Genomic DNA, 25,945 nt, shown 5'->3' with positions numbered 1-25,945 from the left:
TCGGAAGCCGTCGCGCAATCGTCAGGAGTGGGCCGTGTCGCTTGACCGTTCTGTGAAGACCACCGAGGCGCTGCCGCCGCTGGTGGAGCCGGACGCCGAACTTTCCCGCGACGAGGTGGCGCGGTACAGCAGGCACCTGATCATTCCCGACGTCGGCATGGCCGGCCAGAAGCGTCTGAAGAACGCGAAGGTCCTCGTCATCGGCGCGGGCGGCCTCGGCTCACCTGCGCTGCTGTATCTGGCGGCCGCCGGGGTCGGGACGCTCGGCATCGTCGAGTTCGACGAGGTCGACATGTCGAACCTGCAACGCCAGGTGATCCACGGCCGCTCCGACGTGGGCCGTCCCAAGGGCGAGAGCGCGCGCGACTCGATCCGCGAGATCAACGACAACGTCGACGTCCGGTTGCACGAGTTCCGCCTCGAGCCCGACAACGCCGTCGAACTGTTCGAGCAGTACGACCTGATCCTCGACGGCACCGACAACTTCGCGACCCGGTACCTCGTGAACGACGCCGCCGTCCTGGCGCACAAGCCGTACGTGTGGGGCTCGATCTACCGCTTCGAAGGCCAGGCGTCCGTGTTCTGGGAGGACGCGCCGAACGGGCGCGGACTCAACTATCGCGACCTCTACCCGGAGGCGCCCCCGCCGGGCATGGTGCCGTCGTGCGCCGAGGGCGGCGTGCTCGGCGTGCTCTGCGCGTCGATCGGTTCGATCATGGCCACCGAGGCGGTCAAGTTGATCACGGGCATCGGCGAATCGCTGCTCGGACGGCTGATGGTCTACGACGCGCTCGACATGACGTACCGCACCATCGCGTTGCGCCGGGATCCGGCGCGCACCCCGGTGACCGAGCTGATCGACTACGACGCGTTCTGCGGGGTGGTGTCCGACGAGGGGCAGGCCGCGGCGGCCGGTTCGACGATCACGGCCACCGAACTGCGCGACCTCCTCGACTCCGGCAAGGAGATCGAACTGATCGACGTGCGCGAGCCCGTCGAATGGGACATCGTGCACCTGCCCGGTGCGGTGCTGATCCCCAAGGACCGCATTTTGTCGGGGGAGGCGCTGTCGGAGCTTCCGCAGAACAAGCCGATCGTGCTGCACTGCAAGACCGGCGTCCGGTCGGCGGAGGCACTGGCCGCGCTGAAGAAGGCCGGGTTCTCCGACGCCACCCATCTGCAGGGTGGCGTGATCGCGTGGGCGAAGCAGGTGGACACGAGCCTGCCCGTCTACTGATCCCTGCCCGTCTGCCGGCCCGGTCGCGGCGCATTGCCGTCGCCAGGCCAGCGCGCCTTGCGCTGTCACCGGCCCACCCGGCGGTAGCGTTGAGTACGTGAGCACCGGCCAACCCCCTCAGCACGTGTGCTCCACGTTCGGCCTCCGGGAAGTCGAGCCCATCCCACTCGGTGCGGACTGGGACGGCGGGTGGCTCTGTGGAGACGTGGTCCTGTCAGCCGTCGCCGACCACGCGCGCGCAGCGTGGTCCGCCAAGGTCCGCGAGACGCTCGAGGTGGAAGGGGTGCGGCTCGCCCGTCCCGTGCGGTCCACCGACGGCAGGTACGTGGTGTCCGGGTGGCGCGCCGACACGTTCATCGAGGGCACACCCGAACCGCGTCACGACGAGGTGGTGTCGATGTCGGGGCGGCTGCACGCCGCCACCTCGCAACTCGACCGTCCCCGATTCCTGGTGCAGCCCCCGGTCGCGCCGTGGGCGGAGGTCGACGTGTTCGTGGCGGCGGACCGGGCGGCCTGGGAGAAGATCCCACTGCGCAGCGCGAAGGGCGCCGAACAGCTCGAGACCCCGTCCCCGGACGGCCGCAAGAGTCTGGAGCTGATCACCGGGCTGGCGACGTTGCGCAAGCCCGTCACGTGCCCGGATCAGCTCGTCCACGGCGACTTGTTCGGCACCGTCCTGTTCGCCGGTGCGCTCGCGCCGGGGATCACCGACATCACGCCGTACTGGCGCCCCGCGTCCTGGGCGGCGGCGGTGGCGGTGGTGGACGCCATCTCCTGGGGCGGGGCCGACGAGGCCCTCATCGGGCGCTGGGAAGATCTGCCCGAGTGGCCGCAGATGCTGCTTCGGGCGGTGCTGTTCCGCCTCGCCGTCCACGTGCTGCACCCGCGGTCGACCGCGGAGGCGTTCCCCGGACTGGCCCGCACCGCCGATGTGGTGCGCCTCCTGCTCTAGGTGGTGAGCAGTTCGGCGAACAGGTCGCGGGCGGCGGTGGTCGCCGCGGACTCGTCGCCGTCGACGATCGCCTGGATCAGGTGCCGGTGCTCGTCGTGGAATCCCGCCCCCGTCGCGTGCACGTGCCGGTCGACGGTCTGGGCGATCGAGGGCAGCAGCGAGTCGTAGAACTCGAGGTACACGGCGTTGTGGCTCGCCTCGACGATCGCGCGGTGCAGGGTGACGTCGGCCTCGACGGCGGTCTCGGTGTCGGACTCGGCCCAGCATCGGAACCGCTCGTCGAGCAGGCTCTGCAGTCGGGTGATGTCGTCCGGGGTGCGTCGCCGGGCGGCGAGGGCGGCAGCGGTGACGTCGAGCGCCTGCCGCAGTTCCGTGACGTCGCGCTCGTGCGCACCTGCGAAGTACTTGCCGAGCGTGCCGCCGACGTCGGAGGTGGCGACGACGTACGTGCCCGATCCCTGCCGCCGTTCCAGCAGCCCCGTGTGGACGAGGGCCTGCACCGCCTCACGGACGGTGTTGCGTCCCGTTCCGGTGAGTTCGGACAGCGCCGGCTCGGTAGGAATCTTCGCGCCCACCGCCCACCGGCCGCTGCAGATCTCGTCGCGCAACTGCTCGGTCACCTGTGAGATGAGACTCGAGCGACGCACGGGTTTTCCAAAGGTCATCCTGTCATCCTATGATTTCTCTCGTGACTCTTCTACGCGGCCGCCTCCTCGTCTTCTGCGCGATCGCCATGTCGGCTCTCGTCCTGAGGCTTGCGGTGACCTCGTTCACCCCGCTGGCCTCGCAGATCCGGGAGGACATCGGATTCTCGCCCACCGTGGTCGGAGTGTTCGGGATGGTGCCGACGGCGATGTTCGCGCTGTTCGGCCTGGGAACGCCGCTCATCGCCAAGCGGTGGGGCCTGGAACGGACCGCGCTCGTGGCGATGCTGATGGCCGGAGTCGGCATGCTCACGAGAGCGCTGATGAGCGACACCTGGTCGTTGCTGGCGCTCTCGGCACTCGCGCTGGCCGGCATGGGAATCGGCAACGTGGTGATTCCGCCGCTCGTCAAGCGGTACTTCTCCGACCGGTTGGCCGCGATGAGTTCGGTGTACATCGTCGGGGTGCAGATCGGCACCATCGCACCGGCCTTCGTGGCCGTCCCGCTCGCCGAGGCGTTCGGCTGGCGCCTCTCGATCGGAATCTGGGCGCTCCTCGGCTTCGCCGCGGCGCTGCCGTGGATCTTCCTGCTCACCCGCGAACGACGTCGCACCGTGGTCGTCGCGGCGGAACCGCCGTCCGATGTGCAGACCGAAAGCCCGCACGGGAAGGCCTGGCGGTCGCCCGTCGGCTGGGGGATGGCCGGCATGTTCGGGATGACGTCGATGATCACGTACTCGATGTTCACCTGGATTCCCGACATCCTCTCCGACGCCGGCGCGAGCGAGGCGTTCGGCGGCGCCATGGTGGGACTGTTCTCGTTCATGGGTCTCGTCGCCGCGTTCGGCGCCCCCACGCTGTGCGCCCGCATGCGCAACCCGTTCCCGGTCGTGATCGGATGCGCGGTCTGCTACCTGGTCGCCTTCAGCGGACTGCTGTTCGCCCCGATGAGCGCACCGATCCTGTGGATCGTGCTGCTCGGGCTCGGTCCGAGCACGTTCCCCATGGCGCTGACGCTCATTAATTTCCGCACGCGCAGCCACCTCGGCTCGGCGACACTGTCCGGTTTCACCCAGGGCGTGGGCTACGCCGTCGCGTGCCTCGGACCGCTACTGTTCGGGGTGTTCCACGACGCCTCCGGCGGATGGACCGTGTCGTTCGGATTCCTGACGTTCGGCGTGGTGATCCTGCTCATAGCGGCGTTCCAGGCGTGCAAGCCGCGCATGCTCGAGGACAGCTGGCACGTCGAAAACGAGCCTGTGGACGCTCTTCGACACGTCTAGGAAACATGCAGGAAACCTCACATCGCCCCCGTCGAAAAGTGAGGATCAGTTGACGTTGCGGTCACCGACCGCAGCACCGCCGCAACACCGGTTTTCTACCTTTGGGTCTCCCACACAACGAGGAGGCCCGGGTGAACAAGCACTACATCGAGCACTGGGACGCGGAAGACGTCGACGCCTGGGAGGCGGGCGGCAAGGACATCGCCAAGCGGAACCTGATCTGGTCGGTAGTCGCTGAGCATGTCGGCTTCTCCGTCTGGTCGATCTGGTCCGTCATGGTGTTGTTCATGCCGACCGACGTCTTCGGGATCGACGCGGCGGGCAAGTTCTTCCTCGTCGCCGTCCCCACTCTCGTCGGCTCGATCCTGCGGATCCCGTACACGGTCGCGACGGCCCGCTTCGGTGGCCGCAACTGGACCGTCTTCAGCGCCCTCGTCCTGTTCGTCCCGACGCTGTTCACCCTCTACCTGATGATGAACCCGGGGGCGTCGTACACGACGTTCATCCTCGTCGCCGCACTCGCCGGCGTCGGCGGCGGCAACTTCGCCTCGTCGATGACGAACATCAACGCGTTCTACCCGCAGCGGCTCAAGGGCTGGGCACTCGGTCTCAACGCGGGCGGCGGCAACATCGGTGTCCCAGTGATCCAGGTCGTCGGTCTGCTCGTGATCGCCACCGTGGGCAACACGGACCCCTGGATCGTGTGCGCCGTCTACCTGGTCTTCATCGCCGTCGCCGCGGTCGGAGCGGCCCTGTTCATGGACAACCTCGGCAACCAGAAGTCCGATCTCCGGGCGATGGCCAAGGCGCTGAAGTTCTCCGACTCGTGGGTCATCGCCTTCCTCTACATCGGCACGTTCGGATCGTTCATCGGATTCAGCTTCGCGTTCGGCCAGGTGCTGCAGATCAACTTCCTCGCCGGTGGCGCCACGCCCGCCGCGGCCGCCCTGCACGCCGCGCAGATCGCCTTCATCGGACCGCTGCTCGGCTCCATCGCCCGCCCGATGGGCGGCAAGCTCGCCGACCGCATCGGCGGCGGCAAGATCACGCTGTACACGTTCGTCGCCATGGCGCTCGCCGCCGCAGTGCTGGTGACCGCAGGCACCGTCGACGACGGCACGCCCGGCGCGGCCACCGCCGGAGTACTGGTCGCGTTCGTCTTCGGCTTCATCACCCTGATCCTGCTGGCCGGCATCGGCAACGGCTCGGTCTACAAGATGATCCCGTCGATCTTCGAGGCCAAGGCGCAGGGGCTCGAAGGGCTGAGCCGCGACGCCAAGGCGGCGTGGTCGCGGGCGATGTCCGGAGCCCTCATCGGCTTCGCCGGCGCCATCGGCGGCCTCGGCGGCGTCGGAATCAACCTGGTGCTCCGCGCGTCCTACGGCGGCACCGCGAAGTCGGCGACCATGGCGTTCTGGGTGTTCCTCGCCTTCTACCTCGCCTGCATCCTCGTCACCTGGTTCGTCTTCCTGCGCCGCCCGTCCGTCACCCGTGGTCTCCCCGTCACCGACGGCGACGACGAAAAGGTGTCCGTCTCGGCGTGACCTTCCGCAGTACCGCACGAACTCGAGTAATTCAGCTAGAAGGAGCGACGGCATGAGCCGCAAGTCAGCAGTGGTCATCGGGCACGGAATGGTCGGACATCGATTCGTCGAGGCGTTGCGGGCACGCGACGAGTCGGACGACTGGTCGGTGACGGTGCTCTGCGAGGAGCCCCTCCCCGCGTACGACCGGGTGGGACTGTCCTCCTACGTGGGGGCGTGGGACCCCAAGGAGCTTGCGCTCGCGGGTAACGACTACCCGGACGACGCCCTCGTCGACCTCCGGATCGGCCGCAGGGCCGCGACCATCGATCGGGAGTCCCGCAAGGTCACCACCGATTCGGGTGAGGTCGTCGGGTACGACGCCCTCGTGATGGCCACCGGTTCGTATCCGTTCGTGCCGCCGATCCCCGGCCACGACCGGCCGGAGTGCTTCGTCTACCGCACGCTCGCCGACCTCGACGGCATCCGCAAGCGGGCCGACGCGGCCGGTCCCGGCGCCGTCGGTGTCGTGGTCGGCGGCGGTCTGCTCGGACTCGAGGCCGCGAACGCCCTCAAGTTGATGGGCATGACCCCGCACGTGGTCGAGTTCGCTCCCCGGCTGATGCCGCTGCAGGTCGACGAGGGCGGCGGCGCGCTGCTCGCCAACCTCGTCACCGATCTGGGGCTCACCGTCCACACGGGCGTCGGCACCGCGGGCATCACCGAGGGCCCGGACGGGATCAGCGTCGAACTGTCCGACGGCTCGGTGATCGAGGCCGCGCTGCTGGTGTTCTCCGCGGGTGTGCGGCCGCAGGACCAGCTGGCCCGCGACGCGGGACTCGAGGTCGGCGAACGGGGCGGGATCATCACCGATCTCGGTTGCCGCACGTCGGACGAGAACATCTACGCGGTCGGCGAGTGCGCCGCGGTGGAGGGCAGGTGCTACGGCCTCGTCGCTCCCGGCTACACCACCGCGGAGATCGTCGCGGACCGGTTGCTCGGCGGGGCAGCGGAGTTCCCGGGCGCCGACCTGTCCACCAAGCTCAAGCTGATGGGTGTGGACGTCGCCAGCTTCGGCGACGCCCACGCTCAGACCCCCGGCGCGCTGGAGGTCGTTCTCAGCGACGCCGCCAAGGGCACCTACGCCAAGCTCGTCGTGTCCGACGACGCGAAGACGCTGCTCGGCGGCATCCTCGTCGGCGACGCCTCCGCGTACGCGTCGCTGCGTCCCCTCGTCGGCCGCGAACTGCCCGGCGATCCGGCCTCACTCATCTCGCCCGCGGGGGAGAAGCCCGGCGCCGGATCCCTGCCCGACGACGCCGAGGTGTGCTCCTGCAACGGCGTCACCAAGGGTGCGATCTGCGGGGCCATCGCCGACGGCGCCTGCGACATCGCGCAGGTCAAGAGCTGCACCAACGCCGGAACGACGTGCGGCGGCTGCCTGCCGACCATCAAGCAGCTGCTCGCCTCGTCCGGAGTGGTGATGTCGAAGGCGCTGTGCGAGCACTTCGAGCAGTCCCGCGCCGAGCTGTTCGAGATCGTGCAGGCCACCGACACACGCACGTTCTCCGCGCTGATCTCGAAGTACGGAACGGGCTCGGGCTGCGACATCTGCAAGCCGGTCGTCGCGTCGATCCTGGCGTCCACCGACTCGGACCACATTCTGCACCGCAACCAGGCGGGACTGCAGGACACGAACGACCACTTCCTGGCCAACATCCAGAAGAACGGCACGTACTCGGTGGTGCCGCGGATGCCCGGCGGCGAGTGCACGCCCGAGCAGCTCATCGTCATCGGCGAGGTGGCCCGCGACTTCGGCCTGTACACGAAGGTCACCGGCGGTCAGCGGATCGACCTGTTCGGCGCCCGCGTCGAGCAGCTGCCCGCGATCTGGAAGCGTCTCGTCGACGCCGGCATGGAGTCGGGCCAGGCGTACGGCAAGTCGCTGCGCACCGTGAAGAGCTGCGTCGGATCCACCTGGTGCCGGTACGGCGTGCAGGACTCCGTGGGTATGGCGGTCGACCTGGAGAACCGGTACCGCGGTCTGCGGTCCCCGCACAAGATCAAGTTCGGTGTGTCGGGTTGTGCCCGCGAATGCGCCGAGGCGCGCGGCAAGGACGTCGGCGTCATCGCCACCGAGAACGGCTGGAACCTGTACGTCGGCGGCAACGGCGGCCAGTCCCCGAAGCACGCCCAGCTGCTCGCGGGCGGGCTCGACGACGAGACCCTGATCCGGTACATCGACCGGTACCTGATGTTCTACATCCGCACCGCGGACCGGCTCCAGCGCACCGCGCCGTGGGTCGAGTCGCTGGACGGCGGACTCGACCACCTGAAGGCCGTGGTGTGCGAGGACAGCCTGGGCATCGCCGCCGAGCTCGAGGCGGCCATGGCCAAGCACGTTCTGGGTTACAAGGACGAGTGGGCGGGTGTGCTCGAGGATCCGGAGAAGCTGTCGCGGTTCGTGTCGTTCGTCAACGCGCCCGAAGAGGCCGATCCGACCGTCGCGTTCGACGACACGGGTGTCCGGAAGGTCCCGGTGTTGATGGGAATGCCGAAATTCGCAGCTTCTACACCGGAGTAATCCCCGCTTAACGCTGCGGAAACACCCACCACGAACTATGTATCCAAGCACGGATACACACCAGCCCGAAGGAGGACTGTGATGACCGTCGTCGACATGAACGTCCACAGTGCCAGTGGAACCAGGTTCGAAAGCGTCAAGTCGGGCCGTCTCGAATGGACGTCCGCGTGTCCGCTCAGCCGGCTGATCCCCGGTCTCGGGGTGGCGGTGCTGCTGCGGGGCGGGGAGCAGGTCGCACTGTTCCTCCTCGAGGACGGATCCCTGCACGCCGTGGGCAACATCGACCCGTTCGGGCGCGCGGCCGTGATGTCCCGCGGCCTCGTGGGAGACCGTGCAGGGGAACCCACCGTGGCGTCGCCGCTGCTCAAGCAGGTGTTCTCGCTGGTCGACGGTCGCTGCCTCGACGACGAGTCGGTGCGGCTGCCCGTGTACGACGTGCGGGTGTGGGCCGGCGTCGTCCAGGTCCACAGCACGCACGCGTGAACGACGCGGCGCCGCTGTGCGGGTTCACGATCGGGATCACGGCGTCCCGGCGTGCGGAAGAGTTCGCCACACTGCTGACCCGGCGGGGTGCCACCGTGGTGCACGCTCCGGCCATCCGCATCATCCCGTTGGCCGACGACACGGAACTCGAGCGCGTCACGCGCCAGATCATCGACAACCCGCCGGAGATCGTCGTCGCGACCACGGGGATCGGTTTCCGCGGCTGGATGGAGGCCGCGGACGGCTGGGGTGAAGCGGAGGAGCTGGGCCGGGCCCTGGCCGCGAGCCGACTGCTGGCCCGCGGACCCAAGGCGAAGGGCGCGATCCGGGCGGCGGACCTGCGGGAAGAGTGGTCGCCCGCGTCGGAGTCGTCCGCCGAAGTGCTCGATCACCTGCTCGGCGAGGGCGTCGAAGGCAAGCGCATCGCGGTCCAGTTGCACGGCGCCACCACCGAGTGGGAGCCAGTCGCGGACTTCTGCGAGGTGCTCCGCTGTGCGGGCGCCGACGTGATCGCCGTCCCCGTCTACCGGTGGACGCCGCTCGAGGACCAGGCCCCGATGGACCGGATGATCGAACTGATCGCCTCCGGCGGTCTCGACGCGGTCAGCTTCACCAGCGCACCGGCGGTGGCCTCGCTGCTGACCCGCGCCAAGGAGACCGGAATGATCGAGATGGTGCTGCACTCGTTCCGGCACCGGGTCCTCGCGGCCTGCGTCGGACCGGTCACCGCCGGACCGCTCCGCGAACTCGAGGTCCCGACGACCATGCCTGCCCGCTCGCGGCTGGGCGCGCTCGCCCGGCACATCGCCGACGAGCTGCCGCGGCGGGCGAACAAGATCCACACCGCCGGACACGAGCTGAGCATCCGCGGCGGATGCGTCGTCGTCGACGGCGAGGTGCGCCAGCTGCCGCCCGCCGCGATGTCGCTGATGCGCACGCTCGGCGCCCGGCCCGGCCGGGTCGTCCCCCGGGACGAACTGCTCGCCGCACTGCCCGGCGGCGGCGGCGACACCCACGCCGTGGAGACGGCGGTGGCCAGACTGCGTGCGTCCCTGGGCGCACCGAAAGCAGTCCAGACGGTGGTCAAGCGGGGATACCGCCTCGCGCTCGATCCCGTCGACTGCGTCGATTCACGTGAGGAGGGACAGCAATGAACGAGACAGCACTGGTACTGGTGGCACACGGCACGCGAAGTCCCCGGGGCGTGGAAATGATCGCCGCGCTCGCCGACGCCGTCGCCGAGCAGGTCGGACCGACCCGGGTGTCCTTCGTGGACGTTCTCGGGCCGTCACCCGCCGAGGTGCTCCGCGACGTCACCGGGCCCGCCGTCGTGGTGCCGGCATTCCTCGCGTCGGGCTACCACGTGCACACCGACGTTCCGCGGGAGGTCGCCGACAGCGGCCATCCCTCCGTCGCCGTGACCCGGGCGCTGGGACCGGACCCCGTTCTCGCGGACGTCCTGCTGCGGCGGCTCGTCGACGCGGGCTGGCGGCCCGGCGACGCGGTCGTGCTAGCCGCGGCCGGCTCGTCCGACCCGCGGGCGCTGCGCGACGTCCGGCGCGCCGCGGCGATGCTGTCGGAGCTGGTGGCGTCGCGGGTCCGGATCGGCTACGTGGCGACCGCGCAGCCGCGCGTCCCCGACGTGGTCGCCGGATTGCGGGCCGACGGCGAGAAGCGGGTGTTCGTCGCGTCGTACCTCCTGGCCCACGGACTGTTCCACGCCCGCCTCGCCGACGCCGGTGCGGACGGGGTGGCGGAGCCGCTCGGCGTCGATCCGGCGATCGTCGATCTCGTCGCGGACCGCTACCGCAGCGCAATCCCGGCCGCGGTGCGCGCCTTGTCGTACCAGCGCTGAACCGTCCGGTCAGCGCGGTAGCGGCACCAGCTCGGCGAGATCACCGTCGACGGCCCCCGCCGGGACCAGCGCCAGCGCCTCGCGGTCGATCAGGCCCGCGAGATGCGCGGTCCGGATTCCGGGGTCGACGCGCCACGTGCCGTCCGGCTGCGGGACAGCGGGCAGGATGCGGGTGGCGTCGCCGCTGACCTCGGACGCATTCGCGATGCGCCCCAGCTGAATCGGTGCCGGGGTCCGACCGGTGAGCGCGGCCACGATGGACGGAACCGTGGTCAGCAGTGTCACGACCGCGGCGTACGGGTTGCCGGGCAGCCCGAGCACCACCCGGCCGTCGGGCAGCAGGGCGGTCACCTGGGAACCGCCCGGGCGGCACCGCACCCTCCCCACCACGATCCGGGCGTCCGCGCGGTCGAGCGCCGCACGCAACTGGTCGGCCGCGCCGCCGCCGGTGGCCCCCACGATCACGATCAGGTCGGGCCGGCGGACTTCCCGGAACAGCTCGTCGAAGCTGTCGGACGTGTCCCGTAGGTGCGTGTCGGCGACCGTGTGGATGCCGCACCACGAGAGGAACTGGGGAAGAACGGGTCCCAGGGCATCCCGCGTCTGCCCGTGCCGCAGCGGGCCGTCGCGCCGGATCTCGTCTCCCGTCACCACGACGTGCGCGCGGACCGGTCCGCGGACCCCGGCGGTGGTCACCTCCGCGCTCGCGGCCGCGGAGACGAGTGCGGGCGTGACGGCGGTACCCTCCGCCGCGAGCCGGTATCCCTCGTGCCAGTCCTCACCGCGCCGCCGCGCGTCGTCGCGCACGGGGGCGCCGGCTCGCCGGGACAGTCGCGGCCCGTCGGAAGTGTCTGTCGTCTCGGCGAATTCGTCCCGCACGACGGTGGAGGCGCCGCTGGGCAGGTGCGCCCCGGTCGCGATCCGCGCCGCCTCGCCCTCCGCCAGTTCGAGTTCCTCGTCGCTGCCGGCGTACCGGATGGCGTCGCGCAGCACCCACGGACCGTCGCCCGCGACGGCGTACCCGTCCATGGCGGACACCGCGATGCGCGGCAGGGCTTCGGCGGCGAGCAGCGGCTCGGCCAGCGTGGCGCCGAGCGACGTGCCGAGCGCCGCGGCGCGCGGTGACAGTGGCGGGACCGCGGCCAGGATCGCGGTCCGGGCCTCGGCGATGGTGACCGGCACCGCCGCGGCCGTGCTCCGGGCCCGCTCGACGTCCTCCGGTGTGTCGCAGTCGGTGACGCCGCGGAAGAGCACCGTGTCGAACGATTCCGGAACGAGGGCCTTCATAGGCTGGTTCACGGCGGAGCCGAGCGCGCGGAGCCGGTCGGTGAGCGCGCCGACGCGCCACGCGGACAACAGGAACTGCAGGCGGCCCGACTCGTCGACCGCGAACACGGTGTCTGCGTTCTGCACGGCGGCGGCGAGGGCCTCGGCCATCGCCGGTTCCGCGAACGGCAGGTCCGACGCGAGGAGGATCACCCGGTCGGCCGGGTCGGCGTCGAGCACGGCCAGCCCGGCGGCCACCCCCGCGACCGGGCCCGCACCCGGCGGGTCCTCCTGTGTCTGGAGCACCGTCGAATCGAGGTCGGCGCGGCGAGGTCCCACGACGACGATGCGCTCACAGTCGTCGACCGCGTCGAGAGCGGTGTCGAGCATCCGGCGTCCGCCGACCACCACGGCCGGTTTGTCGACGCCGCCCATCCGAGTGGCTCGTCCACCGGCGAGGACTATCGCGTGAACGGGCGCCGCAGAGTTCATTCCCTCATGCTGCCGCACACCCTCAGTCGCTGTGCAGGTGGCTGCGCGGAGGACCGGCGAGCCCGGACCGTCCGCCCTGCGCTGTGCTGACGCAGAGCCAGGCCACCGACGCCAGGCTGAGGGCCGAGAGGATTCCAATTACCAACATGTATCGATTGTCGGCCCGAAGTGGACCGCGATTTCCAGTCCTCTGTGGAAAAGTGGCCTGTATGCGTAGTGAACCGGTCCGAACCGTCTCCGCGGCCGAGTTGGCGGTGCTGCTCGGTGCGGCGCCCGCAGGCGGGCAGCCCCTGTACCGCGGGCTCGCCGACGCCCTCCGTGAGAGGGTCGCCGACGGATCCATGGCCGTCGGAGTCCGGCTACCCGCCGAACGGGCCCTCGCGGAGGAACTCCGGCTCAGCCGGGTGACCGTCAGCGCCGCCTATCGCGAACTGAGAGAGGCGGGTTGGGCGTCGGCGCGGCACGGATCGGGGACATTCGTGGCGATGCCGTCCGGTCCGCCTGCCTGGGGGAGCATGGTCGGGTCGCCGGTCGACGGCGTGATCGACCTCGTCAACGCCGCACCGGCGGCCGCCCCCGAACTCCGGGAGGCGTACCTCGACGCCGTCGACGAGTTGCCCCGCTTCATGCCCCAGCACGGATACCACCCCGGGGGACTGACCACACTCCGGGCCGCGATAGCAGGCCACTACACGCGCCGCGGCCGCCCGACCACGACCGACCAGATCCTCGTCACCGGGGGCGCGGGCGACGCCACCGAGGTGGTGTTCGAGGCACTCGTCGAGGCGGGCGACCGCGTCCTGATCGAACACCCGACCTATCCCGGCGCGGTCGAATCCGTGCAGGCGGCCGGCGGCAGACCCGTTCCGGTGCCGATCGACGCGACCGACCCGGACGCGTTCGTCGCCGAAGTGGACCGGGCCGCCCGGCAGAGCGCCCCCACTGTGGCGTACGTGATGCCGGACTTCTCCAATCCGTCGGGAGCCAGGGCGACTCCCGAGGGCAGACGGCGGCTGGCCGCGACCCTCGCCCGCCACAGAGTGGTGACCGTCGTGGACGAGGTGGCGGCGGAGATCGTGCTGGACGGTCCGGACGACGTCGAGCCGTTCGGTGTCCCGGTCCCGGAATCGGCGACCGTGGCGATCGGCAGCCTCAGCAAGACCGTGTGGGGAGGTATCCGCATCGGCTGGGTGCGTGCGGAGGCTGCCCGCACCGCGCAGATGGCCAAGATCATGGCCCGCAGGCAACTGTCGGTCTCCGTGCTGGATCAGCTTGCGGCCGTGCGCCTGTTCGTCTGGCACGACCGACTGGTCGCGCAGCGCCGCCGCGATCTCCGGGTGCAGCGGGACGCACTCGCGGCGGCGGTCGACGAGCGGTTGCCCGGGTGGAGTTACGTGCTGCCCGCCGGGGGACTGTCCCTGTGGTGCACGTTGCCGGCCGGTACGAGTTCGACGGACCTCGTCGCCGCTGCGCGGTCGAGGGGCCTGCTCCTGGCGCCGGGCCCCCGGTTCGGCACCGGCCATCTGTTCGACGACCATCAGCGGATGCCGTTCACGCGGCCGGTGTCCGAATTGACCGCCGCCGTGAATGTCCTTGCCACCCTGGTCGTGTCCGCCGACGTCGCGATGTCCGTGACGCCGACGCTGGTCGTGTGACGTGCAGGCGTGCGACGGAAAAGTATCTGTGAATCGAAGTATCGGTCAGAGACCTGTTCGGTACCGGGAAAGGGGCGGATCCTTATCGACGCTCTGGCATAGTGATGCCGTCGACCGGTCGCTGAAATGTGGGGTATGTCATGGGCTCGTTGTTCCGCAGATCCTTCGGCTCCGCTGTAATCGGCTCGGTCCTCGCGCTGACAGCGGCCCTCGGCGGCGCAGGAACTTCCGCGGCGCAACCACTGGTGCCGTTGCCGCCCTTGCCGACCCCGCCCGCCGCCGACGCGATCTTCCCGGTCGCCGACCCGGACCCCTTCTACATCCAACCCACGGACATCGCCGACCACGCTCCGGGCGACGTGCTGAAGATCCGCCAACTGCCGCCGTCGTACTACTTCCCCGGTAGTGCGATGTGGGAGTTGCTGTTCCGGACCACCGACTCCGAGGGCAGGCCGATCGCGGCGAACACCACGTACGTGCTGCCCCCGAACCACGTCCCGGACGGCCCGCTGGTGTCGTACCAGCACATCATCAATTCGCTGGGTAACAAGTGCAAGATCGTCACCGAGCTCTACACCACCGACCCCCTGCATCAGATCCGCGAGGCCGCAGGCCTCAACATCGCTCTCGCGCGCGGCTGGGCGGTGGCGCTGCCCGACCATCTGGGACCGCGGATGGCCTACGGCGCAGCCAAGCTCGGTGGCCAGATCACGCTGGACGGCGTCCGAGCCGTGCAGCGGGTCCCCGAACTGCAGGTGCAGAACAGCAAGGTCGGACTGGGCGGCTACTCCGGTGGCGGCATGGCCACGGCATGGGCGGCGGCGCTGGCGCCGAGTTACGCCCCCGAACTGAACATCGTCGGCGCCGCCGAGGGCGGAACCCCGATGAACCTGGTGAAGATGGCGGAGGCGCTGGGCACCAATCCGCACCCCGCGTTCGGTCTCGCGATGGCCGCCGCACTGGGTCTGGAACGCGAATACCCGGATCGCATCGACGTCAGCGGCCAACTCAACGACGAGGGCCGCCGGATGAAGCAGATGATCGGCAATGGATGCACCAACGAGATCATGCTGTTCGGAATCGGGCACAGCGCTTCGGAAATGACCGACAACCAAAACTTCATGGAGGACCCGGAAGCGTGGAAGGTGATGGAGGAGAACAGCCTGGAGCTGTATCCGGGCGTGCCCACCACACCGATCTTCGAATGGCACAGTCCGACGGACGCGCTGATCCCGGTCGACTCGATCGACACCACCCTGCGGCGGTACTGCGACGCGGGCACCCCGGTGCAGACACTGCTCACGCCGACACCCGACCATCTGTCGGCGGCGGCGCTGGGACTGCCCCAGGGACTGGACTGGATGGACGCCCGGTTCCGCGGCGACCCCGCGCCGAGCACCTGCTGAGGCGGGGACCGTCAGCCGGGCGGATCGAACCGGTACCGCGCCGCCGTGAGATCCACGCGGCCGTCCCGGATGGGTACGCCCTCGAGTTCGAGCTTCGCGATCTGCTTGTGCGCAAGGTGCGGCGCCGGCCGCCCCGAGGCGCCCAGCACGCGGTGCCAGGGGAGGTCGGCGGAGTCGGTGCGCATGATCCAGCCCACCGTCCGCGCACTGGACAGCCCGGCCGCCGCGGCGATGTCGCCGTAGGTGGCCACCCGGCCGGGCGGAATCGAGCCGACCAGCGCGCGGACCGCCTCGACCTGTTCCTCGGTCGTCGCGACCATCAGAGCAGTGTGCGGATGAGCTCGGCCACCTCGTCGGGCCGGGCCTGCGGCACCATGTGATCGCAGTCGAGGTCGACGGCGGTGAGGTTGTCGCCCAGGTGGTCGACGAGGGCCGCGCGGAACTCGGGTGTGACGTACGGCGGCTGCACCTTCGACGCCTGCACGAGCACGGTCGGCAGATGCGCGGGCGGCAGGACCGCCTCGCGGGCCAGTTCGCCCCACGCCGTGACGACGGCCGGGGTGGACAGTCGCCAGTTGACCCGGCCGTTCTCGAGGGGCACCAGGTGCTCGGCGATCTCGTCCTCGAGGACGTCGCGGGCCACCTCGCCCCACGAGCCGTGCAGCTTGTCGGACCGGGCCTCCTCGACGTCGGTGTAGTCGGGGGAGGAGATGGTGAGATCGGCCACCGACTGCATCTGCGCGGGATCGAGCCCGATCGCCGGGTCGAGCAGCACGAGGCCGCGGACCCGGTCGGGGACCGCGCGGGCCAGGTGCAGCGCCAGGGCGCACCCGAACGAGTGGCCCACCACCAGGACCGGTCCCCGGGCGTGCGCGTCGAGGGTGTCGACGAGGCTCGCGACGTGGGCTTCGAGGTTCCACGGCGGCGACCACGTCGAGCGGCCGTGCCCGAGCAGGTCGGGGGAGATCCACCGGGCGTCGGGCAGCTGGTCGGTGGCCAGCGCCTCCCACCGTCTGCCGTGGCCGGTCAGTCCGTGCAGGGCGAGGATCTCCGTGCCGTCCTCGGCGCCGAACAGGTACGTATTCAGTGCTGACACGTGATCCATGATGCCGGATCGGGCCGCCGCAGGAGATGTCGGACCGTTCTGGTGGAATGCTGCCCATGACGGAATCGGCGGTGCGCACCAGGACGTCGGCTCCCCGGGCCCGGCTCGTGCACCGCCCGCGCCCCGACCACCCGGCCCGGGTGTGGGACGACTCCACACGGCGGGTCCTCACCGCACCGCCCCTCGGCATGGGATGGAATCCCTGGCAGGTGCTCGGCGGCCCGGGAACCGGCAAGACGTCGCTGCTCGTCGACGTCGCGGTCGACCGGATCGCCGGCGGCGAGGACCCGGAGTCGGTGCTCGTCCTGACACAGTCGAAGCGAGCGGCGGGCCGGGTGCGCGAAGAGGTCACCGCCGCCCTCATCGGCCACGACGAGCACCACGGGCCCCGGGCCACGCGCGAACCGCTCGTCCGCACCGTCCACTCCTACGCGTTCGCGGTGCTGCGGTTACAGGCCGCCGCCCACGGCAACCCGCCGCCGCGCCTCATCACCGGCGCCGAGCAGGACGCCGTCCTCCGCGAGATGCTGCAGGGCGACATCGAAGACGGCGGCGAGATGTGGCCCGACCGTCTGCGTCCCGCACTGGCGCTGGGCGGCTTCGCCGTCGAACTGCGCGACCTCATGTTGCGCTCGAGCGAGCGGGGACTCGGCCCGGAAGATCTGATCAAGCTGGGACTGCGGCACAACCGCTCCGAGTGGGTGGCGGCGGGCAGGTTCGCCGCCCGGTACGAGCACGGCATGCTGCTGCGCGGAGCGGTGGGTGTCGAGGCCCCCGAGGCCACGGCGCCGGCGCTGGACGCGGCCGAACTCATCGGTGCGGCCCTCACCGCATTCGCCACCGACCCGGACCTGCTGCGCGCGGAACGGGCCCGGGTGCGGCACCTGCTCGTCGACGACGCCCAGCACCTCGATCCGCAGGCCGCGGAACTTGTCCGGCTCGTCGGCACCGGTACCCGCACCACAGTCGTGGCCGGCGACCCGGACCAGTCGATCTACGGGTTCCGCGGCGCCGACCCCACGTTCCTCGCCGACCTGGCCGGCAAGGGCGATCCCCGGCAGGTGCTGCTACCGGTCAACTTTCGCAGTTCGGCGGAGGTCGCGACCACCGCGGCCCGGATCACGTCCCGACTGCCGGGGCATCTGCCCCACCGGATCTGGACCCCGTCGCAGGACGGCGGCAGGACGTCGGTCCGGGTCCTGGGCACCGCGGCGAAGGAGGCGGCACTGATCGCCGACACCCTGCGCCGCGCCCACCTCCTCGACGGGGTGCCGTGGTCGGAGATGGCGGTCATCGTGCGCTCGGTTCCGCGGGCGCTGGCTCCGCTCCGGCGGGCGTTGCTGGGTGCGGGGGTGCCCGTCACCACCGCGGCGTCCGAGTTGCCGCTGGCCCGTCAGCACGGGGTGTCGGGGCTGATGCTGGTGCTGCGGGCTCTGTCGGGGCAGGAATTCACGGGCGAGGACGCGCTCGCCCTGCTTGCAGGTCCGGTCGGCGGCGCGGAACCCGTGGCGCTCCGGCGTCTTCGCCGGGGTCTGCGGCGCGCCGAGCTGGCTTCCGGTGGCGACCGTGACTCCGCGGAACTGCTCCGTCTCCTGCTGGTCGGCGACGCGGACAGCACCCGCAGGGTCACCGCGAAACTGACCGACGTCGAAGCGGCGTCCCTGAACCGGGTGCTGTCCGTGCTGCGCAAGGCGAGGGTGCCGCTCGAGCGCGGGCGCGGCATCGAGGACGTGCTGTGGGCGGCGTGGCAGGCCACCGGACTCGAGCGTCGCTGGGCGGCGGCCTCCGCGCGCGGCGGTCCGATCGGGGCGCAGGCCGACCGCGACCTCGATGCCGTGGTCGCCCTGTTCGACGCCGCGGCGAGTTACGTCGACCGTCTCCCTCGCGCGCAGCTCGCCGGGTTCGTCGACTACCTGACCGGGCAGGCGATTCCCACCGCGCGCACCGTCTCCGTCGTTCCGGGCGACGCCGTGTCGGTGCTCAGCGCCCACTCCGCCGCCGGCCGCGAATGGGAGGTCGTCGCCGTCGCGGGGGTGCAGGAAGGGCTGTGGCCGAGCCTGCGGGCCCGCGGAAGCCTGCTCGGCACCGAGGCGCTGATCGATCTCACGGGCGGCGTGTCCGACGGCAGCGAGACCGCGGCCGACCGGATGTCGCGCACCGCGCCGCTGCTGGCCGAGGAACGCAGGCTGTTCCTGGTGGCGTGCAGCCGGGCGAGGCGGAGTCTGCTCGTCACCGCGGTCGACTCGGCCAGCGGCGACGCCGACCTCGTCCACTCCCGTTTCGTCGACGAACTGCTCGCCGGAGACCAGGATCCGGACGCCGAGGAGGTGGTCGTGCCCGCGGAGGACCCGGCGACCCGGGTCCTCGCGCTGCCCGCGCTCGTCGCCGAACTGCGCAGCGTCGTCTGCGATCCGGATGTCGCGGAGTCCGACCCCGCCCGCCAGGACCGCGCGGCCCGCCAACTCGCCCGGCTCGCCGAAGCCGGGGTGCGCGGCGCCCACCCGGATCAGTGGTACGGCACCGCCGAACGGAGCACCGGCGTGGCGTTGTGGAACGCGGAGGACGGACCGGTGTCGCTGTCGCCGTCCACCGTCGACCTGCTCAACACTTGTCCGTTGCGGTGGCTGCTCGAACGGCACGGCGGCCGGGACGGCGACAACACCCATGCCATCGCCGGGACGCTCGTGCACACGCTGGTGCAGGCGCTCGCAGGCCGCATCCCACCCGATCAGGTGGAACGTGCGCTCGAGAACGCCTGGGAATCGATCGATCTCGGCTCCCAGTGGTACTCGCGGCGCGAACTCGACCGCACCCGGGACATGCTCGCCACGTTCACCGCCTGGCTCGGGAACACCCGGTCCGAACTCACCGAGGTCGGCGTCGAGGTGGCTGTCGACGGCGTCCTCGAGCCGCGGGAGGAGGGTTCCCCGAAGATTCGGTTGCGGGGGCGGATCGACCGGCTCGAGCGCGACGCCGAGGGCAGGCCCGTGATCGTCGACGTGAAGACCGCCCGCTCGCCCGTCACCAAGGACGACGCTCAGCAGCACGCTCAGCTGGCGGCGTACCAGGTGGCGGCGGCCACCGGTGCCATCGACGGGGAACCGGCGTCGAAACCCGGTGGGGCGCGGCTGGTCTTCGTCGCCAAACCACACAAGAAGGAAGGCGCGACGCAGCGGGTGCAGGCGCCGCTGTCGGAGGAGGACCTCGAGACGTGGCTCGCGGTCATCCATGCGGCGGCCGCCGCCACCAAGGGTCCGGAGTTCCTCGCCCGCGTCAACGACGGATGCAGGCACTGCCCGGTACGGACGAGTTGTCCCGCGCACGACGAGGGACGGCAGGTGACGTCGGAATGACCATCCGCATCGATCCGGTGGAACTCGCGATCGGACTGGGGCAGCATCCGCCGACCCCGGAACAGGCCGCGGTCATCGCGGCCCCCCTCGGCCCGACCCTCGTCGTCGCGGGGGCAGGCGCGGGCAAGACCGAGACGATGGCCGCCCGCGTCGTGTGGCTGGTGGCCAACGGGGTCGTCGACCCCGAGGCGGTGCTGGGCCTGACATTCACCCGCAAGGCGGCGCAGCAGCTGACCGCCCGGATCAGGAGACGCCTTGCCCGGCTCGCGGGTTCGGACCTGCTCCGCAGGGTCGATCCGAGCGGCGACCTGCGATCGCGCATCCTCGCCGGCGAACCGGAGGTCAGCACGTACCACTCCTACGCCGGGCGACTGCTGTCCGAGCACGGGCTCCTGCTGCCCATCGAACCGTCGGCGACGCTGCTGTCGGAGACGGAACTGTGGCAGCTGGCGCACCGGGTGGTCAGCTCGTGGGACGGCGACCTCGACACCGACAGGAATCCGGCGTCCGTCACCGAGGCGGTGCTCGCGCTGGCCGGGCAGCTCTCCGAGCACCTCGTGGAACCGGACGATCTGCGGGAGGCGCACACCGAACTCGACAAGCTCGTCCACACCCTGCCCGCCGGACCGCGGCAGCGAGGCGGTCCCGGCAAGGAACTGCTCGACATCCTCGACGCCCAGCACCGCCGAGTCGAACTCCTGCCGCTGGTGCAGCGGCTCGCCGACACCCTGCGGCGGGAAGGCGCGCTCGACTTCGGCAGCCAGATGTCGCTGGCGGCACGCGTGGCCGCGGACCACCCCGAGGTCGGCCTCGCCGAGCGCACCCGTTTCCGGGTGGTGCTGCTCGACGAGTACCAGGACACGGGACACGCGCAGCGGGTGTTGTTGTCGTCGCTGTTCGGCGGCGGCCTCGACGGCGAACTCGCGCTCACCGCAGTGGGCGACCCCATGCAATCGATCTACGGCTGGCGTGGTGCGTCGGCGGCCAACCTGCCGCGCTTCGCCACGGATTTCCCACTGAAAAACGGGGATCCGGCGCCGACGCTGGAACTGCTCACCAGCTGGCGCAACCCGCCGGAGGCCCTGGCGCTGGCCAACATGGCGTCCTCGTCCCTGCGCGAGCGGGGCGTGGCGGTCAGCATGCTTCGGGCGCGACCGCAGGCCGAACCCGGGGACGTGCGACTGGCCCTCACCGGCGACGTCGTGCAGGAACGGGAATGGGTGGCCGACCGCATCGCCGAACAGTACGCGGACGCCGCGACCAGGGGCGAGGATCCGCCGACCGCCGCGGTGCTGATCCGCCGCAACGCCGACGCGGCACCGATCGCGGAGGTGCTGCGGTCGCGGGGTCTGCCGGTCGAGGTGGTCGGTCTCGGCGGTCTGCTCCACACACCCGAGGTGGCCGACGTCATCGCGATGCTCCGGGTCGTCGCCGACCCGATGGCGGGCAGTGCCGCCGTCCGGATGCTGACCGGGGCGCGATGGCAGATCGGTGCCGCCGACCTGACGGCGCTGTCGCGGCGAGCATCCGAACTGGCCATCGGAACCGGCTACGGCACCACCGGCGCCGTCACGGATTCGGCCGCTCTCGCCGACGCCGTCGGCGAGGCGCTGCCCGGTGAGCACGCCGAGCAGGCGGGGCTTGCGGACGCGCTGGCGGATCCCGGCCCCGCCGAACGCTATTCGCAGGTCGGCTACGCACGGATCACCGCGGTGGCCGCGGAGCTGGCGTCGCTGCGCGAGCGAATCGGGCAGCCGCTCACCGAACTGGTGGCCGAGGTCGAACGGGTGCTGGGGATCGGCATCGAAGCGCAGGCCCGGACGCGGCACTCGGCGCGGGGGAGTGCGGGCCGTGAGCATCTCGACGCCTTCGCCGACGTCGTCGCCGGTTACGCGAACCGCACGTCGGCCACCGTCACCGGACTGCTCGCCTTCCTGTCGGCCGCCGAATCGGTCGAAAAAGGCCTGGCGCCCGGCGAAGTCGAGGTGGACCCGCACCGCGTCCAGGTGCTGACTGTGCACTCCGCGAAGGGGCTGGAGTGGGAAGTGGTGGCGGTGCCGCACCTCACGGCCGGAGTCTTTCCGTCGCGGACCGCGTCCGGGTCCTGGCTCGGCGCGCTCGGGGAACTGCCGCCGTCGCTGCGCGGCGACCGGGCGCGGCCGGGGGAGTCGGCCGACGGCGTGCCCGTCCTCGAACTCGAGAACCTCTACGACCGGAAAGACCTCGAAGAGGCCGTGAAGGCGCACAAGTCGGCGCTGGCGGCCCGCCGACTCGACGAGGACCGCCGGCTTTTCTACGTCGCCCTCACCCGCACCGAACGGGTGCTGTTCGCTTCGGGTCACCACTGGGCAGAATCCGGAACCGAGCCGAAGGGGCCGTCGGAGTTCCTCACCGAACTGCGCGACACGGTGACGGACGAGGAGCACGAGGGGATCGGGATCGTCGACCTCTGGGCGCCCGCACCCGAACCCGAGGAACAGAACCCGCTGACCAGCACCCCCAAGTCGGCTGTGTGGCCGCGGGATCCGCTCGGGCTGCGACGGGAGTCGGTCGAGCGTGGGGCGGCGCTCGTCTTCGCGGCACTGAAGAACGCAGACAAGCAGACGCCGGCGGACCAGGACGACGATCCCGAGAACTGGGCGGCCGACGTCGACGCCCTCCTCGCCGAGCGGGAAGCGCGTGCGAACGCCCGCACCGAGGTGGTGTTACCCGGCCAGCTGTCGGTGAGCCAGCTCGTCGAACTCGAGGCCGACCCGGACGCCTTGGCCGCCCGGCTGCGGCGGCCGCTGCCGTTCCCGCCGAACCCGCTCGCGAGGCGCGGCACCGCGTTCCACGCCTGGGTGGAGCGCCGATTCGGGGCCACCCGGCTGCTCGACCTCGACGAGTTGCCCGGTGCCGCCGACACGGGTGCGGGCCCGGACGCCGATCTCGCGACGTTGCAGGACGCGTTCCTGCGCTCGCCGTGGGCCGACCGCAACCCGACGGAGGTCGAAGTGCCGTTCGAGACCTCGGTCGCCGGGACCGTGCTGAGGGGACGGATCGACGCGGTGTTCACCGACCCCGACGGCGGGTGGACGGTGATCGACTGGAAGACCGGCGCCGAACCGAGCGCGGCCAACGAGAAGGCCGTCGTGATGCAGCTCGCCGCGTACCGGCTGGCGTGGGCCGAACTGATGGACGTTCCGATCGAGCAGGTGCGCGCCGCGTTCCACTACGTGCGGACCGGACGGACGATCGCGCCGGACCGTCTGCCCGGCGCCGACGCGCTCGCCCGTCTCCTCCGTACCGCCGGCGCCGGCGACGTTGGTCCCGCCGACGGTGGTCCCGACGACGAGCTCAGGCGTGACGCCGGGCTTTGAGGGCCTCGGTGACCAACGGGATCTGCAGCGGAAGACGCAGCAGCGCACCGGTTTTCTGCACGGTCGTCGTCTTCGGGCTCTTCAGCCAGTCCGCTGCCATGTTGATGTTGGCGGGGAAGACGGCGACGAACAGCAGTGCGGCGAGACCGCCGCCGAGCCTGCGTGTGCGCGGCACTGCCAGCGCGGTGCCGATGGCGAGTTCGGCGACCCCGGACACGTAGGTGTAGGTGCGGGCGTCGCCCGGCAACTGCGTGGGGACCGTGGAATCGAAGAACTTCGGGGCGGCGAAGTGCATCGTGCCCGCGCCCAGCAGCAGTGCGGCGAGACGGAGTGCGTGCTTCTGGCTCGGTCGTGGTGTGACGCTCTCTCGTTGCATGACGCCAGCTTGCCCGAACCACCCGGTTCGCGACAACGAGGCTCCGACGTGTGTCCGGTGGGACAATCGGGGTTAGGCTGCCAGCCGATGTCGGAGTTCAGTGCAACGTGGAGACGAACATATGGCCGGTAGGCTGCGTGAGAGATTGACCAGGTCGGACACCCTCACCGACCGGCCGGACTTCGCGTTGGTGGGTGTGCTCCGGATTCCGGAGTTGCAGACGAGTCCGGCGCGGGCGATCTACCGCCGGGTGGGGATCGCCCTGGCGGCGTTGGCGTTGGCGGTTCTCATCGTCTACATCGACCGGGCGGGCTACCGCGACGTGCAGGACGACGAACTGTCGTTGCTCGACTGCATTTACTACGCGACGGTGTCGTTGTCGACGACGGGATACGGCGACATCACGCCGTTCACACCGTCGGCGAGGCTCGTCAACGTCCTCCTGATCACGCCACTTCGAATCTTCTTCCTCATCGTCCTGGTCGGTACGACTCTCTCCGCGCTCACGGCGAGCTCCCGGCAGGCGTTCAAAATTCAGCGTTGGAGGCAGCACGTGCGCAATCACACCGTGGTGATCGGCTACGGAACCAAGGGACGCACCGCGATCGACGCGATGCTCGGCGACGACGTTCCGCCGTCGGAGATCGTGGTGGTCGATACCGACCACGCCGTGCTCGACTCGGCGGCCAGCAAGGGCCTCGTCACGGTCCACGGATCCGCCACCAAATCGGACGTGCTCCGGTTGGCGGGCGCGCAGAACGCGTCGGCCATCATCGTCGCCGCCAACCGCGACGACACCGCGGTGCTGGTGACGCTGACGGCGCGCGAGATCGCACCGAAGGCGAAGATCGTCGCCGCGATCCGCGAATCCGAGAACACGCATCTGCTCCGGCAGTCCGGCGCCGACTCGGTGGTCGTGTCCTCCGAGACCGCGGGCCGGCTCCTCGGCATCGCCACGAAGACGCCGAGCGTCGTCGAGATGATGGAGGACCTCCTGACCCCGGAGGCGGGTTTCGCGATCGCGGAACGTCCCGTGGAGCGGGACGAGATCGGCGGCTCCCCGCGGCACCTCGCGGACATCGTGCTCGGTGTGGTGCGGGACGGCCGGCTGATCCGGGTCGGTTCGCCGGAGGTCGATTCGATCGAGGAGAACGACCGACTGCTGTACATCCGTCGGGTCGCCAACTGATCGGCAGTAGTGTCGACGGCGTGACTGCATTCCGGCTCAACGACACCCCGCTCCTGTCCCGCTCCGCCGTCGGGCGGGCCGAGGAATTGCGTTCGGACACGGACGCGCTGCGAGCGGGCTGGCGAGATGCGCTGCTGCTGCGCGTCAATCACCGCGGACAGGTGCGGGTGGGGGACGACGGTCTGGTGTTCGCGGAGGCCACCGAACTCGGCCCCGAACCGAAACCGGGGGCGGTGTTCCTCGGCATCCGCAAAGACCGGCACGTGTGGGCGGTGCGGGTGCAGGCGCTCACCGGCGAGCTGGCCGATCTCCGGACTCTGGGCGGCACGCTGGACGACGCCGACGCCGGTGTGCTCACCGGCGCCCTCGCGATGCTCAACTGGCACGACAGCGCGGGCTTCAGTGCGCTCGACGGCGCGGCGTCGGAGCCGACGATGTCGGGGTGGTCGCGGATTTCGACGAGCACCGGTCACGAGGAATTTCCCCGCACCGATCCGGCGGTCATCTGCCTCGTGCACGACGACGGAGATCGCGTGCTCCTGGCCCGGCAGCCCACGTGGCCGCCGCGGCGGTTCTCGATCCTGGCCGGATTCGTCGAGGCCGGTGAATCCCTCGAGACGTGCGTAGTCCGGGAGATCAAGGAAGAGGTGGGCATCGACGTCCGTGACGTGCGCTACCTCGGCAGCCAGCCGTGGCCGTTTCCCCGTTCGGTGATGATCGGGTTCGCGGCCGTCGGCGATCCCGACGCCCCGCTGACGTTCGCGGACGGCGAGATCGCCGAGGCCCGGTGGTTCACCCGGGACGAGGTGCGCACGGCACTCGAACTCGGCGACTGGGCGTCGGACACCGACGCCACACTGCTGCTCCCGGGCTCGATTTCCATCGCTCGCGGAATCATCGAGTCCTGGGCTGCCGCAGCGACGGAGTCCTAGACGCCGAGAAGCTGCTTGACCTGTGCCAACGACGGGTTGGTCGCGGTGCTGCCGTCGGCGAACTTGACGGTGGGCACGACGTGGTTGCCGCCGTTGACGCTGCCGACGAACTCCGCAGACGCCGGATCGTCCTCGATGTCGATCTCCACGTAGCCGATGCCGGATTCGTCCAGCTGCGTCTTCAGGCGCCGGCAGTAGCCGCACCAGGTGGTGGAGTAGATGGTCAGGGCGGGGGTGTCGGTAGCAGTCAC

Annotated in this window: 21 protein-coding genes; 14 read left to right on the top strand and 7 right to left on the bottom strand. The window is 70.6% G+C overall.

The window, feature by feature from the left end:
* Positions 1–52 precede the first annotated feature (52 nt).
* Both moeZ and CA951_RS09995 read left to right on the top strand, forming a co-directional pair.
* Positions 53–1,237: an adenylyltransferase/sulfurtransferase MoeZ gene (gene moeZ, locus CA951_RS10000; RefSeq protein WP_015890122.1), complete on the top strand. Its 1,185-nt coding sequence runs from the start codon at positions 53–55 to the stop codon at positions 1,235–1,237.
* Between the two features lie 97 nt (positions 1,238–1,334).
* The gene (locus CA951_RS09995) at positions 1,335–2,189 is read left to right on the top strand and encodes a TIGR02569 family protein (RefSeq protein WP_072937656.1); all 855 of its coding nucleotides are present in this window, start codon (positions 1,335–1,337) and stop codon (positions 2,187–2,189) included.
* On the opposite strand, the gene CA951_RS09990 is transcribed toward CA951_RS09995, so the two are convergent.
* The gene (locus CA951_RS09990; RefSeq protein ID WP_087556672.1) at positions 2,186–2,854 is read right to left on the bottom strand and encodes a FadR/GntR family transcriptional regulator; all 669 of its coding nucleotides are present in this window, start codon (positions 2,852–2,854) and stop codon (positions 2,186–2,188) included. The genes CA951_RS09995 and CA951_RS09990 overlap by 4 nt on opposite strands.
* 11 nt (positions 2,855–2,865) lie before the next feature.
* Here CA951_RS09990 and CA951_RS09985 point away from each other — a divergent pair, with 11 nt between their 5' ends.
* From CA951_RS09985 to CA951_RS09960, 6 genes are all read left to right on the top strand, one after another.
* Positions 2,866–4,116, top strand: coding sequence for an MFS transporter (locus CA951_RS09985; protein WP_087556671.1), 1,251 nt, complete (start codon positions 2,866–2,868; stop codon positions 4,114–4,116).
* Positions 4,117–4,247: 131 nt separating this feature from the next.
* The gene (locus CA951_RS09980; RefSeq protein ID WP_087556670.1) at positions 4,248–5,660 is read left to right on the top strand and encodes an MFS transporter; all 1,413 of its coding nucleotides are present in this window, start codon (positions 4,248–4,250) and stop codon (positions 5,658–5,660) included.
* Between the two features lie 52 nt (positions 5,661–5,712).
* Positions 5,713–8,223, top strand: a complete 2,511-nt coding sequence (gene nirB, locus CA951_RS09975; protein WP_087556669.1) for a nitrite reductase large subunit NirB — start codon at positions 5,713–5,715, stop codon at positions 8,221–8,223.
* Between the two features lie 81 nt (positions 8,224–8,304).
* Positions 8,305–8,706: a nitrite reductase small subunit NirD gene (nirD, locus tag CA951_RS09970; RefSeq protein WP_087556668.1), complete on the top strand. Its 402-nt coding sequence runs from the start codon at positions 8,305–8,307 to the stop codon at positions 8,704–8,706.
* Positions 8,703–9,860, top strand: a complete 1,158-nt coding sequence (locus CA951_RS09965) for a uroporphyrinogen-III synthase (RefSeq protein ID WP_087556667.1) — start codon at positions 8,703–8,705, stop codon at positions 9,858–9,860. Before nirD ends, CA951_RS09965 begins: the two co-directional genes overlap by 4 nt.
* Positions 9,857–10,561 carry a sirohydrochlorin chelatase gene (locus CA951_RS09960; RefSeq protein WP_087556666.1) on the top strand — a complete coding sequence of 235 codons (705 nt, stop codon included), beginning with the start codon at positions 9,857–9,859 and terminating at the stop codon, positions 10,559–10,561. Before CA951_RS09965 ends, CA951_RS09960 begins: the two co-directional genes overlap by 4 nt.
* A gap of 9 nt (positions 10,562–10,570) precedes the next feature.
* Here the strand turns inward: CA951_RS09960 and CA951_RS09955 are convergent, their stop codons facing one another.
* Positions 10,571–12,319, bottom strand: coding sequence for an NTP transferase domain-containing protein (locus CA951_RS09955; protein WP_087556665.1), 1,749 nt, complete (start codon positions 12,317–12,319; stop codon positions 10,571–10,573).
* Between the two features lie 22 nt (positions 12,320–12,341).
* Positions 12,342–12,467 carry a hypothetical protein gene (locus CA951_RS44110; protein WP_256973450.1) on the bottom strand — a complete coding sequence of 42 codons (126 nt, stop codon included), beginning with the start codon at positions 12,465–12,467 and terminating at the stop codon, positions 12,342–12,344.
* A 61-nt stretch (positions 12,468–12,528) separates the two neighbouring features.
* Here CA951_RS44110 and CA951_RS09950 point away from each other — a divergent pair, with 61 nt between their 5' ends.
* Positions 12,529–13,974 (top strand): PLP-dependent aminotransferase family protein, encoded by a 1,446-nt coding sequence (locus tag CA951_RS09950; RefSeq protein ID WP_087556664.1) that lies wholly within the window; start codon positions 12,529–12,531, stop codon positions 13,972–13,974.
* Between the two features lie 140 nt (positions 13,975–14,114).
* Positions 14,115–15,380, top strand: coding sequence for a lipase family protein (locus CA951_RS09945; RefSeq protein ID WP_087556663.1), 1,266 nt, complete (start codon positions 14,115–14,117; stop codon positions 15,378–15,380).
* A gap of 11 nt (positions 15,381–15,391) precedes the next feature.
* Here CA951_RS09945 and CA951_RS09940 read toward each other — a convergent pair whose 3' ends face one another.
* Positions 15,392–15,700 carry an MGMT family protein gene (locus CA951_RS09940; protein ID WP_087556662.1) on the bottom strand — a complete coding sequence of 103 codons (309 nt, stop codon included), beginning with the start codon at positions 15,698–15,700 and terminating at the stop codon, positions 15,392–15,394.
* On the bottom strand, positions 15,700–16,485 hold the full coding sequence (locus tag CA951_RS09935) for an alpha/beta fold hydrolase (RefSeq protein ID WP_087556661.1): 786 nt from the start codon (positions 16,483–16,485) through the stop codon (positions 15,700–15,702). Before CA951_RS09935 ends, CA951_RS09940 begins: the two co-directional genes overlap by 1 nt.
* A gap of 56 nt (positions 16,486–16,541) precedes the next feature.
* On the opposite strand from CA951_RS09935, the gene CA951_RS09930 reads away from it, so the two are divergent.
* Positions 16,542–19,838, top strand: coding sequence for an ATP-dependent DNA helicase (locus CA951_RS09930; protein ID WP_087556770.1), 3,297 nt, complete (start codon positions 16,542–16,544; stop codon positions 19,836–19,838).
* Positions 19,835–23,197 (top strand): ATP-dependent DNA helicase, encoded by a 3,363-nt coding sequence (locus CA951_RS09925; protein WP_087556660.1) that lies wholly within the window; start codon positions 19,835–19,837, stop codon positions 23,195–23,197. Before CA951_RS09930 ends, CA951_RS09925 begins: the two co-directional genes overlap by 4 nt.
* Here CA951_RS09925 and CA951_RS09920 read toward each other — a convergent pair.
* Complete coding sequence (locus CA951_RS09920; RefSeq protein ID WP_087556659.1) at positions 23,175–23,573, bottom strand: MauE/DoxX family redox-associated membrane protein; 399 nt, start codon at positions 23,571–23,573, stop codon at positions 23,175–23,177. The genes CA951_RS09925 and CA951_RS09920 overlap by 23 nt on opposite strands.
* 121 nt (positions 23,574–23,694) lie before the next feature.
* Between CA951_RS09920 and CA951_RS09915 the strand changes: the two genes are divergently transcribed.
* Positions 23,695–24,762: a TrkA family potassium uptake protein gene (locus CA951_RS09915; protein ID WP_087556658.1), complete on the top strand. Its 1,068-nt coding sequence runs from the start codon at positions 23,695–23,697 to the stop codon at positions 24,760–24,762.
* Between the two features lie 20 nt (positions 24,763–24,782).
* Positions 24,783–25,694, top strand: coding sequence for an NAD(+) diphosphatase (gene nudC / locus CA951_RS09910; protein ID WP_087556657.1), 912 nt, complete (start codon positions 24,783–24,785; stop codon positions 25,692–25,694).
* On the opposite strand, the gene CA951_RS09905 is transcribed toward nudC, so the two are convergent.
* A complete protein-coding gene (locus tag CA951_RS09905) occupies positions 25,691–25,945 on the bottom strand; it encodes a mycoredoxin (RefSeq protein ID WP_015890142.1) in 255 nt (84 codons plus the stop codon). The two genes, nudC and CA951_RS09905, sit on opposite strands and share 4 nt — an antisense overlap.

This window comes from Rhodococcus sp. NCIMB 12038, from assembly GCF_002165735.1.
In the GTDB taxonomy this organism is placed as follows: Bacteria; Actinomycetota; Actinomycetes; order Mycobacteriales; family Mycobacteriaceae; genus Rhodococcus_F.
This window is presented reverse-complemented; position numbering and strand designations above follow the sequence as displayed.